Source organism: Micromonospora sp. NBC_01699, from assembly GCF_036250065.1.
Classification (GTDB): domain Bacteria; phylum Actinomycetota; class Actinomycetes; order Mycobacteriales; family Micromonosporaceae; genus Micromonospora_G.
In genome coordinates, this window is the sequence record NZ_CP109199.1 from 2,266,003 (window position 1) to 2,279,259 (window position 13,257).

General features: G+C 68.9%; 9 protein-coding genes. 7 read left to right on the top strand and 2 right to left on the bottom strand.

Annotated features, from left to right (window positions below; genetic code table 11):
* Window positions 1–19 precede the first annotated feature (19 nt).
* The 3 genes from OG792_RS10185 to OG792_RS10195 all read left to right on the top strand — a co-directional run bounded on the left by OG792_RS10185 (window position 20) and on the right by OG792_RS10195 (window position 4,538).
* On the top strand, window positions 20–1,561 hold the full coding sequence (locus OG792_RS10185) for an NACHT N-terminal helical domain 7-containing protein (RefSeq protein WP_329109032.1): 1,542 nt from the start codon (window positions 20–22) through the stop codon (window positions 1,559–1,561).
* On the top strand, window positions 1,555–4,128 hold the full coding sequence (locus tag OG792_RS10190; protein ID WP_329109034.1) for a hypothetical protein: 2,574 nt from the start codon (window positions 1,555–1,557) through the stop codon (window positions 4,126–4,128). The genes OG792_RS10185 and OG792_RS10190 overlap by 7 nt, the downstream gene beginning before the upstream one ends.
* A gap of 119 nt (window positions 4,129–4,247) precedes the next feature.
* The gene (locus OG792_RS10195) at window positions 4,248–4,538 is read left to right on the top strand and encodes a DUF1540 domain-containing protein (RefSeq protein WP_329109036.1); all 291 of its coding nucleotides are present in this window, start codon (window positions 4,248–4,250) and stop codon (window positions 4,536–4,538) included.
* 21 nt (window positions 4,539–4,559) lie between these two features.
* Here OG792_RS10195 and hrpA read toward each other — a convergent pair whose 3' ends face one another.
* Window positions 4,560–8,732, bottom strand: coding sequence for an ATP-dependent RNA helicase HrpA (gene hrpA / locus OG792_RS10200; protein ID WP_329109037.1), 4,173 nt, complete (start codon window positions 8,730–8,732; stop codon window positions 4,560–4,562).
* Between the two features lie 62 nt (window positions 8,733–8,794).
* Entirely contained in the window at window positions 8,795–9,157 is a 363-nt protein-coding gene (locus OG792_RS10205; protein ID WP_329109039.1) for a YciI family protein, read from the bottom strand.
* A 115-nt stretch (window positions 9,158–9,272) separates the two neighbouring features.
* Here OG792_RS10205 and OG792_RS10210 point away from each other — a divergent pair, with 115 nt between their 5' ends.
* The 4 genes from OG792_RS10210 to OG792_RS10225 are packed head-to-tail and all read left to right on the top strand — an operon-like array spanning window position 9,273 to window position 13,181.
* A complete protein-coding gene (locus OG792_RS10210; RefSeq protein WP_329109040.1) occupies window positions 9,273–10,319 on the top strand; it encodes a FecCD family ABC transporter permease in 1,047 nt (348 codons plus the stop codon).
* On the top strand, window positions 10,316–11,404 hold the full coding sequence (locus tag OG792_RS10215; protein ID WP_329109041.1) for a FecCD family ABC transporter permease: 1,089 nt from the start codon (window positions 10,316–10,318) through the stop codon (window positions 11,402–11,404). Before OG792_RS10210 ends, OG792_RS10215 begins: the two co-directional genes overlap by 4 nt.
* Window positions 11,404–12,291 (top strand): ABC transporter ATP-binding protein, encoded by an 888-nt coding sequence (locus OG792_RS10220; RefSeq protein ID WP_329109042.1) that lies wholly within the window; start codon window positions 11,404–11,406, stop codon window positions 12,289–12,291. The genes OG792_RS10215 and OG792_RS10220 overlap by 1 nt, the downstream gene beginning before the upstream one ends.
* Window positions 12,237–13,181 carry an ABC transporter substrate-binding protein gene (locus OG792_RS10225; RefSeq protein ID WP_329109044.1) on the top strand — a complete coding sequence of 315 codons (945 nt, stop codon included), beginning with the start codon at window positions 12,237–12,239 and terminating at the stop codon, window positions 13,179–13,181. The genes OG792_RS10220 and OG792_RS10225 overlap by 55 nt, the downstream gene beginning before the upstream one ends.
* The last annotated feature ends 76 nt before the right edge of the window (window positions 13,182–13,257 follow it).

Genomic DNA, 13,257 nt, shown 5'->3' on the forward strand with positions numbered 1-13,257 from the left:
TGATTCCGCTCCGACCACTGTGGAAGCATGCGCCTGGGCAGCAAACACGACGCTTCGGGGAGTACGCGCGCAGCGGCAGTTCGGTACCAAGGTCACCTATGTCGAGGTACGCAAACTCGTAGCGGACGCCGGTTCGGACAGCGCCGTGATCCAGGCCGTCGACCGTCTCCTCTCGGCCGGTCTGATCCTCTCGCCGGTGCTGCTGGGACCGGCCGCGGTGCCGTCGCTCGGGCTCTTCGACATGAAAAACGATCTTGTGTTACGCGCCAACGAAGTTGCCCGAAAGCTGGTCGGCCGTAACGGCACCTTCCTGGAACGCAGCGAATCCCTCGCCGCCGGGCACTTCCTGATCACCTACACCGCGTTTTTCTCCGCGTATGACGAGATTGTGGGCCCGTTGCTCGCGCCGTTGAAGCTGTCCGACGCGGAGCGTGAGTACACCCTCCAGCGGCATACGACCGAGCGCGTCTCCGAACCCAGAGAGCCTTCGACCGATCCGTACGCCGGTCTTCCGCCGGTATCCCTTCCGCATCCAACGGCGACGTTCGGCACCGAGGACCAGGAACGGCTGACGCTGTATCGGGGAATGAGCCAGCAGCTGGCTCTCACTTTTCATCGCCTCGACCTCGCAGACAGGGTTGAGGCCACTCAACGGGAGATGATTGAGCAGCGGATCGGGGGCCTGCCCAACCTTGCCGTCCGCTACTACTACGCCCAGTATCTCGATCTCATGCTCAGCAACCGTGACTTCTTCACCTGGGCCACCATGTACGAACACGCCAAGACCCAGTCGCTGATCGTGGACCAGGCGGCCGAAACAAACGAGCAATTGCGGGCAGTGCTGGGCGCGATCGTCGGCCTTGACGTCGGACTCCGTCGGCTGGCGCACTCGATCCGCGCACTGCAACCGGCGCGGCCCTCCGCGCCCGGCTCGGCAGACACGAAACGGGTGACGGCGGCGCTCGCCGCCGTCTACGCGGCGCGAATCGAAGAGCCGATCATCAAGGACGACTACGACGACCCGGACGGTGGACCAGCACTGGCTTACCCCAGTAAGGCCGAGGCGTTCGTTCCGCAGGCGTACCGGACGGTTCGTTACGCCAGTCGGCAGCTCAACCTTGAGGACGAGCGCGTTTGGAATGCGGCGAGTAGGCAGGAAGACCTGGCCGGGTTCGTCGTGCGGTACCTCTCCTCGCCGTACAGCACGGAGGCGCCGCTGCTCGTCCTCGGTCAAGCGGGCTCTGGTAAGTCGTTGCTCACCGAGGTGATCGCGGCCCGGCTCGCGCCGCCCGCGTTCAACGTGGTCCGGATCGAGCTGCGCGACATCGACCCGGAGACGAAGTTCCAGAGCCAGATCGAGGGCCAGATCTACGACGACTCGGGCGACGAGGTCAACTGGGCGGTGTTCGCCGAGAGCCTGGCCGACAACCCGCTCGTGATCATCCTTGACGGCTACGACGAGCTGCTACAGGCCAACGGACGGGTGTTCAGTAACTATCTCGAAGAGGTGCACCGGTTCCAACGGCGCGAGGCGCAGGTCGGCCGGTCCGGATCGTGGTGACGAGCCGGATAACGCTGATCGACAAGGCGGTCATCCCGATCGGTTCGTCGGTACTGCGCCTGGAAGAGTTCGACGAGTCACGGCGTCGGGAATGGAGCAAGACCTGGAACGCCGTCAACGCGGGCTACTTCGAGCAGACCCAGGTGCGGCCGTTCGATCTGCCGGAAGTGGGCAGACTGGTTGACCTGGCCCGTCAACCGCTACTGCTGCTGATGCTCGCGCTCTACGATTCCCAGGCCAACCAGCTCGGCGATGTCAACCTGGACCAGACCATGCTCTATCACAGTCTGCTCAGCCGCTTCGTGGAACGGGAGCGGACAAAAGGCGAGGCTGGCCCGCGGTTCAAAGCACTCCCGCCCGCTGAGCGTCAGGCGTTGATTGACGCCGATCTCGGACGGCTCGGCGTGGCCGCCATGGGTATGTTCAACCGGCAGGCGCTCCACCTGAACCGCAGGGACCTGAACGCGGAGATTGCCTACTTCGATACCGGGCAAACCGTGCCGACCCGAGCGGGTGCCGTGCCGCTCACCCAGGCCGATCTCCTGTTGGGGATCTTCTTCTTCATCCACGAGTCGCGGAGCCGGTCGGGCGACCCGGACGACTTCTCGCAGGGCGAGGCCGCCGCGTTCGAGTTCCTGCACAACACCTTCGGTGAGTTTCTCGCGGCGGACTTTCTCCTACGGCAGGTCCTCGCCCACAGTGAGCGGGTTTCCGACCTGCGGAAAAATCCCGGGTTGGCAACGGTGTTGCAGGAGCAGTTGACGCTCCCGGACAAGAACTGGTTCGCCTGTCTCTCGTACACGGTGCTACACAGCCGTCCGGTGGTGCTGGAGATGCTGCGTGAGTGGCTACCGCACCGGCTGGCCCAAGTCGGCCGTGATCGGGCGGAGATCGCCACCTGCCTCCGTCTGGTCGTGGACCGGCAGTTGGAGGACATTCTCCATGCCGCACCCCCGTCCTGGTTTACCGCCGGCGCGGACAAGACGCCGTACGAGCCTGTCGCGCTGCTGGGCCATTTGTCGATCTACACGCTGAACCTGGTGGTCCTGGCAGCGGTCGTCGGCGACGACGCGTACGAGTTCCGCGATTCCAATCCGGGCGGCGGCGGTGCCACCACTCGTCCGTGGGATCGCTTGATCCAGCAGTGGCGGTCATGGTTCTCGCTCGATGCGATGGCCGGTGTGACCGCCGCGCTGCGGACCGAGCGTGCCAGGGAGGTTGTCCTCATATGGCCCCAAATTAGCCGACCCGTGCCGCTAAATAGGTCGTCGGTCGAGGCACTACTGAACCTGAGCGAGGCACTGTCGGATGACCTATCCACTGGTCTCGCCGGTCTTGCGATGGAACGCCTGCACGGGCTGTCGTCGAGCAGGACAATGAGTGTGCTCGACGCGCTCGAACGACAGGGGATAGACGCATCGGTAGAGCGGCTGGCGCACGCGGCACGTCAGGATCGGACTGCACTGTATCGGACACGATTCCAGACGACGTTGTGGAACGTAGTCGGATACGCGTCGGCCCTGTCTTCCACCGACGATCTGCGCCCAGGCTCGGTCTGGAGCGTGTTCGAACTACTGCAAGCGTCCGGCGGGCCGGAGGCAATTCTCCATCGAAATCCGGTGCGCCACGCCGACCTCCCTAAGCGCCTTGTCACCCTGTCGCCCTATGAGGTGGCCCTACTGACCGGGGTCAAGAGCAGGTTCGAGCCGCTCTGGCAGAACGATCTTATTGGCAAAGTGACGATGTCGATGCCCGAGCTGCTTCAAACGCCGCTGGCTGCCCCATTGTTACGGGCGGCGCGCTTGCGGGCGCGGACCTGGGGATACGAATCTCTCTCCGAGATGCTTCGTCAAGTTGAGCCTGGGCCGGCCCTTGACGTCGAGACAGCAATCGAGTATGCCCGCGCCTGCGTCGAGTTTTTGGCGCCAAGCTGGAACAGCAATGCCGATGAGGTGCTCGCGGTCCAGTTGAGTTCCGCCACAAGCCTCATGCAGGTTCCGGTTCTGTCCTGGATCGAACTGCTTGAGATTGTGGGGACGGAAGATACCGCGTTACCCCGATCGGCCTCGCTCCTACGTGACCTCAGCGTTCAACTGCTGTCGAGCGGTGAAAATGGTAGCCGAGAACTATTGACGGCGATGACCCTGGACGGGGAAGCCTGGGAACAACGACGTGGAAACCGTGATGGCGAAAGTCGAGCGTTGCGCGCTGTCGATGACGTATTGGCTCGCAGGATCCTGGTGGTCCTCCTTCGGGCGGCCCGACGTTGGGATAAGGGACAACACCTGCTCTTGTTCGTCAGAAATATGCTGCTCGACACGCCCACTCTCGGAGAGCCCTTCGACCCCTTTGACCCCTTCAACTCATTCGACCCCTTCGACCCCCTCGAAGCGGACGGTGGCAGTCCGGAACTGAGGTGGATTCGGCGCCTGGTCCACGGGGGCGGCAGGGCCTCGGATCAGTACGTCCTCACTGTCGGTACGGCGAACGACCTTGCCTGGCTGGAGGCTCAGGTCACCGGTGAGCAGGGCGCGGCACCGCCGCCGGAACCGCGATCTGGCTCCTAAGGAAAGGCAACCCTTATCGACTGGGAAGCGTGAAATACGCGGACCGATTGATTCGCCGAACCGGCTGCCGCCGCCAGCGGGCCGCTCTAACGTGTGGGGAAATAGGGAGAGGAAAACCCATGACCCAGATGTTGGAAATGCCGCGCGTACAGGACTGCTCGGTTACCGGCTGCGGCTACAACCACGACGGCTGCCATGCCTTCGCGATCACGATCGGTCTCGGCAACTCCCAGTGCGACACGTTCTTCGACAGCGCGGACAAGGGCGGCCTCGACACCGCCAGCGCCCAGGTGGGCGCGTGCAAGCGGACCGAGTGCCGGCACAACGAGGGCCTCGAATGTCACGCCTCGGCGATCACCGTTGCACCGGGACTCGACGCCGCCGACTGCCAGACCTTCACGATGGCCTGACCCACGGCCCGACAAGCGCCGTCAGCGGCCCTCGGCCAGGTCCATCGCCCGGTAGATCCGCTGTTCCGAGACCGGGTACGGGGTGCCGAGCGCCTGGGCGAACACGTTCACCCGCAACTCCTCGATCAGCCAGCGGATCTGCCGTACGGCGTCGTCGTTGCGGCGGCCCGGTGGCAGGTTGGCCAGCAGTTGGTCGTACTCCTGCTGGACCTGGGTGATCCGGGCCAACTGGTTGCGGTCGCGTACGGGATCCTGCGGCAGCCGGTCGAGTCGCCGTTCGACAGCGGTCAGGTAGCGGGGCAGGTCGGCCAGCCGGGCATAGCCGGTCTCGGTGACGAAGCCCCGGTGCACCAGGGCGGAGAGCTGGGCCCGGATGTCGGCCAGTGCCGCCACCAGGGTCAGGCTCGTGGTCCGACCGAGCCGCTGCTCCACCGCGTACGCCGCGCTCAACGCCCGCTGCACGCGGCCGACGACCTCGACCACGGTGTCGACCAGGTCGGCCCGGACCTTGTCGCGCAGCGCGGCGAAGCCCTCGGCGTCCCACGCCGGCCCGCCCGCGTCCGCGATCAGTTTGTCGATCGCCGCCCCGGCCGCGTCGTCGAGCAGGTCGAGTACGTTGCGGTGCGGGTTTCGGCTCAGCGCCAGTTTCGCCTCGTTGCTCAGCCGACCCTGGAGGAACTTCACCGGGGAGGCGACGGTGAGCCGCAACAGCCGGCGGGTGCCCGCCCACATCGCCTGCTGCGCCTCGGCCTCGGAGTCGAAGACCCGTACGCCGACGGTTTCGCCCTCGTCCACGAGTGCCGGATAGGCGCTCACCCGGTAACCGGCCCGGACCTGCTCGATCGCGCGGGGCAGGGTGCCGATGCTCCACTCTCGCAGCCCGCGCCGTTCCAACTCGGGCGCGGCGGCGGCGACCGTCTGGCGTACCTCGGTCTTGAGTTGGCGTTGCAGCGCGGGCAGGTCCCGGCCCTGGGCGACCGCCTTGTTGTTGTCGTCCAGCACCCGGAAGTTGACCCGCAGGTGGGCGGGCAGCTTCTCCACGTCCCACGATTCGCGGGGCACGGTCACCCCGGTCATCCGGCGCAGTTCGCGGGTGAGCGCGTCGACCAGCGACTCCGGTCCGGGTTTGATCGCGGCGAGCACGGCCCGCGCATAGTCGGGCACCGGGACGAAGTTCCGGCGTACGGCCTTCGGCAGTGATCGGATCAGCGCGATCACCACCTCTTCCCGCAGCCCCGGCACCTGCCAGTCGAAGCTTTCCGCCGGCACCTGGTTGAGCATCGGCAGCGGGATGTCGACGGTGACCCCGTCGGCGGTCGTGCCCGGCTCGAAGCGGTACGTCAACGGCAGCGCCAGTCCGCCCGAGTGCCACTCGTCCGGGTAGTCGGTCGCGGCGACGCCGGCGCGACCGTTGTTGATCAGCATGTTGCGGTCGAAGGTGAGCAGTTCCGGCTGTTCCCGCCGGGCCCGTTTCCACCAGCTGTCGAAGTGCCGGCCGGAGACCACCTCGGCCGGGATGCGCTGCTGGTAGAAGTCGAACAGGGTCTCGTCGTCGACCAGGATGTCCCGCCGCCGGACCCGGTTCTCCAACTCCTCGACCTCGCCGAGCAGTTCCCGGTTGGCGTGGAAGAACGTGTGCGGGGTCTGCCAGTCGCCCTCCACCAGGGCGTGCCGGATGAACAGTTCGCGGGACAGTTCCGGGTCGATCCGCCCGAAGTTGACCTTGCGGTTGGTGACCAGCGGGATGCCGTACAGGGTGACCTTCTCCTGGGCCACCACGGCCGCCTGCTTCTTTTCCCAGTGCGGCTCGCTGTAGGTGCGTTTCACCAGGTGCTGGGCCAGTGCCTCGACCCACTCCGGTTCGACCTTGGCCGCCACCCGGCCCCAGAGGCGGGAGGTCTCCACGAGTTCGGCGGCCATCACCCACAGTGGGGGACGGCGGGCCAGCGCAGAGCCGGGGAAGATGGCGAACTTCGCGCCCCGGGCGCCGATGTACTCGCTGCCGCGTCTGCCGCCGCCCGAGCCGGCCGCCGCGTCCTTCGCCGAACCCTGGATGTCCTTGACGCCGACGTGGGAGAGCAGGCCGGCGAGCAGCGACTGATGGATCCGCCGGGGATCGACGATGACCACGGTGTCGTCCCCGTCCGGCGCCGGCTCGGCGGACCGCGCCGGCTCGACCTCGCGCCCGGTTGTCGCGGCCGGCTCGGCGCCGCCCCGGTCCCGGCGGTCGCGGCCCGGTCGCTGTCCGCGCGGGTTGCCGCCATCCAGCGTACGGGCGACCTGGCGGAGCTGGCTGAAGATGTCCTGCCACTCGCGTACCCGAAGGTAGTTGAGGTATTCGGCCCGGCACATCCGGCGGAACGCGCTGGAGGACAGCTCGCGCTGCTGTTCGCGCAGGTAGCGCCAGAGGTTGAGCAGGGTGATGAAGTCCGACTCCGGGTCGGCGAAGCGGGCGTGCGACTGGTCCGCCTGCGCCTGCTTCTCGACCGGTCGCTCCCGTGGGTCCTGGATGGACAGCGCGGCGGCGATCACCATGACGTCCTCGGCGCAGCCGTTGGTCTCGCCCTCCAACACCATCCTGGCCAACCTCGGATCGACCGGGAGTTGGGCCAGCTTGCGGCCGAGCGGGGTGAGTCGGCGGTTCAGGTCGGTCTCGGCCGGGTCCAGCGCACCCAACTCGTGCAGCAGATTGACCCCGTCGGCGATGTTGCGCCGGTCCGGCGGGTCGATGAACGGGAACGCGGCGATGTCGCCGAGCCCGATCGCGGTCATCTGGAGGATGACCGAGGCGAGGTTGGTCCGCAGGATCTCCGGTTCGGTGAACTCGGGCCGGCTGAGGAAGTCCGACTCGTCGTAGAGCCGGATACAGATCCCGTCCGACGTACGCCCGCAGCGGCCCTTGCGCTGGTTGGCCGACGCCTGCGACACCGCCTCGATCGGCAGCCGCTGCACCTTGAGTCGGTGGCTGTAGCGGGAGATCCTGGCCGTACCGGGGTCGATCACGTACTTGATGCCGGGCACCGTCAGCGAGGTCTCGGCCACGTTGGTGGCCAGCACCACCCGACGATTGGCGTGCGACTGGAAGACCCGGTGCTGTTCGGCGGTGGAGAGCCGGGCGTAGAGCGGCAGGATCTCGGTGCCGCGCAGCCGGGGTTTGCCCTGGACCAGCCGGCCCAGGGCGTCGGCGGTGTCCCGGATCTCCCGTTCGCCGCTGAGGAAGACCAGGATGTCGCCCGGCCCCTCGGCGGCCAGTTCCTCGACCGCGTCGCCGATCGCCTGGACCTGGTCGCGTACGTTCTCGCCGTCCTCGGTCTCCTCCTCGGCGACCTCGACCAGCGGCCGATAGCGCATCTCGACCGGGTACGTCCGCCCGGACACCTCCACCACCGGCGGCACCCCGCTGCCGTCGCCGTTTCCGTCCCCGTTTCCGCCGCCGCCGGCCTCGCCCGTCAGGTTGCCGAAGTGCCGGGCGAAGCGGTGCGGGTCGATCGTCGCCGAGGTGATGATCACCTTCAGGTCGGGTCGGCGGGGGAGCAGCTGCCGCAGGTAACCGAGGATGAAGTCGATGTTCAGGCTGCGCTCGTGCGCCTCGTCGATGATCAGCGTGTCGTACTGGTGCAGCATCCGGTCCTGCTGCAACTCGGCCAGCAGGATGCCGTCGGTCATCAGCTTGATCAGGCTCCGGTCGCTCACCTGGTCGGTGAAACGCACCTTGTAACCGACCGCCCCACCCAGTTCGGTGCCGAGCTCCTCGGCGATCCGGTCGGCCACCGTACGGGCGGCCAGCCGGCGCGGCTGGGTGTGCCCGATCAGCCCCCGTACGCCCCGCCCCAGCTCCAGGCAGATCTTCGGAATCTGGGTGGTCTTGCCGGAGCCGGTCTCGCCCGCGACGATCACCACCTGGTGGTCCCGGATCGCCGCCGCGATGTCGTCCCGCTTCTCGCTCACCGGCAGCTCGGCCGGGTACGTGATCACGGGTACGGCGGCCCGTCGCCGGGCCAGCCGCTCCTGCGCGCCGGCCAGCTCGGCGATCAGTTCCTCGCCGGCCAGCTCCCGCTTGAGCGGGTCCCGGATCCGGCGTATGCCGTCTAGTCGGCGCTGGATGCGGCGCTGGTCGCGGAAGATCAGTTCGGGCAGGCGGGCCTGCACCTCGCGGATCGGATCGGGCAGCGCGCGGGCGGATGGTGTCTGCATGTCGTCGCCAAGGATAGGCAGCGTCGCCGACGAGCGCCCGCGGTTATCCCCCGTCGCCGAAATCACTCGCCCGACGGGCCGGGTTCGAGCAGCGACGGCGGCAACGCCACGTTGCCGAACCGGACGTTGCCCGGCGGCGTACCCCAGATCAGCACCTCGACCGAGAGCTGCCCGGCCCGTACCGCCGGGTCGTTGTCGTAGAGCCGTCCGGCCAGCTCCGGCTCGCCGACGAACACGCACAGCTCACCGCCGTCCGAACCGTCCGGCCCGACCAGCGGACCGGCGGCGATCACGTGCCCCTGCTCGACCAGGCCCTCCTGGTGGGCCCGGTGGGCATCCCACAGCCGGGTCAGGGCCGCCACCGGCAGCTCCGGCGGAGCGGTCGGTCGGCGTACCAGGACCACCGTGTGGTGCTCGAAGCGCATGCCTCCAGGCTAGGGCGCCCGGGGCGGCCGGCGGTGAGATCGGTCATCTCTTGTTAGGCCGGGGACCGACCGGATCCTAAGGTAAGGCGATCCTAAGCAGGGGAGGTGAGGACAGGTGCAGGACGTTGCGGAACGACCGCGGGTGGCGCAGACGCCGTCCCGCCGGTCCGGGCTGCCCCGGACCACCGTCGTGTTCGGAGCGCTGATCCTGCTCGGCCTGATGGTGCTGGCCAGCCTGGCCCTCGGCAGCAAACCACTCGCACCGGCACAGGTCTGGCACGCCCTGTTCGACCCGGACGGGGGAGAGGCCAGCAGCATCGTCAACGACCTGCGCATCCCCCGTACGGTGCTCGGGCTGGCCGTCGGCGTGGCCCTCGCCGTCGCCGGGACGCTGCTCCAGGCACTCACCCGCAACCCGCTCGCCGAGCCGCGCATCCTCGGCATCAGCGCCGGCGCGTCGCTCGGCGTGGTCACCGCCATCGCCGCGTTCGGCGTCAGCACCCTCAACGGGTACGTCTGGTTCGGCATCGTCGGGGCGTTCCTCGCCGGCCTGCTCGTCTTCGCCGTCGCCAGCCGAACCCGCGACGGCGCCAGCCCGGTCACCCTCGCCCTGGTCGGAGCCGCCCTCGACGCCAGCCTCGGCGCGATCACCATCGGTCTGCTCACCGTCGACGCCCGCACCTTCGAGGAGTACCGGTTCTGGGTGGTCGGCGGGCTGGCCGGACGCGACGTCGACGTCACCACCCAGGTCATCCCGTTCATCCTCGCCGGCCTGCTGCTCGCCGCGATGGTCACCCGAGGGCTCGACGCGCTAGCCCTCGGCGACGACGTCGCCCGCGGCCTCGGCAACCGGGTCGGGCTGATCCGGATCGGCGGGGGAGCGGCGGCGGTGCTGCTCACCGGCGCCGGAGTCGCCGCCGCCGGCCCGATCGCCTTCGTCGGACTCGCCGTACCCCACCTGGCCCGCGCACTCGTCGGCGCCGACCAACGCTGGACGCTGGCCGTCTCGGTGCTACTCGGCCCCGCGCTGCTGCTCGCCGCCGACATCGTCGGCCGGCTGATCGCCCCGCCCGGCGAAATCCCCGCCGGCATCGTCACCGCCCTGATCGGCGCACCGCTGCTGATCCTGCTGGTCCGCCGGGCGCGGGTGGTAACCGCATGAGCGCCCCCGCCACCGTTGCCCCCGTTCGGGACGCGGACCTGCTGCCCGGTCGTTCCCTGCTGCACCTCGGCCGGATCAGCCTGCTCGTCCGGCGCCGCTCGGTCCTGGTCGCGGCGGCGCTCCTGCTCCTGCTCGCCGGTGCCATGGTGCTCAGCCTCTCGCTCGGCACCCCGTACGTCGCCCCGGTCGACGTACTGCACTCGCTGGGCAACCTCGGCGCCCCGTACGGCACCGGCACCCCGTACGACGTGGTCGTGAACCGGCTCCGGCTGCCCCGGGTGGTGCTCGCGGTCGCCGTCGGCGCGGCCTTCGGCATCGCCGGCACCCTGATCCAGAGCGTCGCCCGCAACCCGCTCGCCAGCCCCGACGTCATCGGCATCACCCAGGGCGCCGGCCTGGTCGCCACCATCGCGCTGACCACCGGCGCCTCCGCCGCGATCATCGCCCCGAGCGCGCTCGCCGGTGGCCTGGTCGCGGCCGGGGCGGTGTTCGCCCTCGGCGCCCGGCACGGACTGGCCGCCCAGCGGTTCGTCCTGGCCGGCGTCGCCGTCGCCATCGCGCTGCGCGCCGTCACCGAGGTCGTCATGCTCTCCGCCGACCCGATCGACGGCCAACGGGCCCAGATCTGGCTGGTCGGCACCCTGGCCGGCAAGGGCTGGACCGAGGCGACCTGGATCGCGATCACCCTCGCGCTGCTGCTGCCGGCACTGGTGTGGGCCGGCTGGGCACTGCACACCAGCGCCCTGGACGACGACACCGCCCGAGGGCTCGGACTGCGCCCGACCGCCCGACGGTTCGGCCTGGCCGGTGTCGGCGTACTCGCCGCGGCGATGGTCACCGCCCAGGTCGGCGCGGTCGACTTCGTCGCCCTCGTCGCACCCCAGGTGGCCCGGCGGCTGGTCCGCGCCGAACGGCCACCACTGCTCTGCGCCGCGCTGGTCGGGGCCCTGCTGGTGGTGCTCGCCGACCTCGCCGGGCGGCGCCTGTTCGCACCGACGCAACTGCCCGCCGGCGTACTCACCGCGGCCATCGGCGGGCCGTACCTGCTGTTCCTGCTCGTTCGCGGCCGCCGGAGGAATTCGTGATGCTGTCCACCCGTGAACTCGTCGCCGGCTACGACGAGCGGACCGTGCTCGACCGGCTCGACCTCGACCTGCCGGCCGACGCCTTCACCGTCATCGTCGGCCCGAACGCCTGCGGCAAGTCCACCCTGCTGCGCACCATGGCCCGGCTGCTCACCCCGCGCGCCGGCACCGTCCTGCTGGACGGCACCGCCATCCGGGAACTGCCCACCCGCGAGGTGGCCCGGCGGCTCGGCGTACTGCCGCAGAGCCCGCTGGTGCCCGAGGGGGTGACCGTCGCCGACCTGGTCGGCCGGGGCCGGCAGCCGCACCAGAGCTGGTGGCGGCAGTGGTCGACGCAGGACGCCGAGGCCGTACGCGAGGCGATGCGGCTCGCCGCCGTCGACTCACTGGCCGACCGTGCGGTCGACACCCTCTCCGGTGGCCAGCGGCAGCGGGTCTGGATCGCGATGACCCTGGCCCAGCAGACCGACGCGCTGCTGCTCGACGAACCGACCACCTTCCTCGACCTGGCCCACCAGGTGGAGATCCTGGACCTGCTACACCGCCTGCGGGTCGAGCGCGGCCGGACCGTCGTCGCCGTCCTGCACGACCTCAACCAGGCGGCCAGGTACGCCGACCACCTCGTCGCCATGCGCGCCGGTGCGGTCGTCGCCGCCGGTCCACCACGGCAGATTCTCACCGCCGACCTGGTCCGCGACGTCTTCGGACTCGACTGCGTGGTCGTGCCCTGCCCGGTGAGCGGTGCGCCACTGGTGATCCCCGCCCTCACCACCCCGTCCCCAGCGGGTACGGCACCCGCCGTACCCGTCGAAGTTGAACCGAAAGGAACACCATGCGCCGTCCCGCCGCCACCCTCGCCGCGGTCCTCGCCCTCGGTGTCGGCCTGACCGGATGCGCCAAGAGCGACCCGGTGGCCAGCGCGAACGAGGCGCAGACCCACCCGGTCGTGCACGCCATGGGCACCACCGAGGTCCCGGTCCACCCCCAGCGGGTAGTGGTGCTCGACACCGACAAGATCGACAGCGCGTTGTCGCTCGGCATCGTCCCGGTCGGCGCCGCCCGTGCCGGCGAGTCGGGCGGCTTCCCGACCTACCTCGGCGACAAGGTCAGCTCGATCAAGGATGTCGGGGTGCTCAACGAGCCCGACCTCGAAGCCATCACCGCGCTCAAGCCGGACCTGATCCTGGGCAGCAAGTTCCGCCAGGAGAAGTTCTACGACGAACTCAACGCCATCGCCCCGACCGTGTTCACCGAGAAGGTGGGCATCACCTGGAAGGAGAACTTTCTCCTCGACGGCCAGGCGCTCGGCAAGGAGCAGGAAGCCAAGGACCTGATGGCCGGCTACGAGAAGCGGGCCAAGGAGGTCGGCACCACAATCGGTGACCCGGCGGCGAAGAAGATCTCCATCGTCCGCTTCATGCCGACCGAGATCCGGGTGTACGGGCCCGAGTCGTTCTCCGGCATCGTCCTCGGTGACGTCGGCCTCGGCCGTACCGAGCGGCAGTTGCTGGCGAACAAGGACGACAAGCGGTTCGACAAGGTCAGCCCGGAACGGATCAGCGAGGTCGACGGCGACGTCATCTTCGTGTCCGCGTACGGTGAGAAGGCCGTCGTGCAGCAGACAACCGTCACCGGCGGCAACCTCTGGCGCAACCTCTCCGCGGTCAAGGCCGGCAAGGCGTACACCGTCGCCGACGAAACCTGGATGACCGGCATCGGCGTCACCGCCGCCGGCAAGATCCTCGACGACCTCGAAAAGTACCTTCCCACCGCCTGATCCTCCCCCTCCCCCTCCCCCTCCCCCTCCCCCTCCCCCTCCGCGCTTCGCGCGCCCCAAGATCCGCACTAATGTA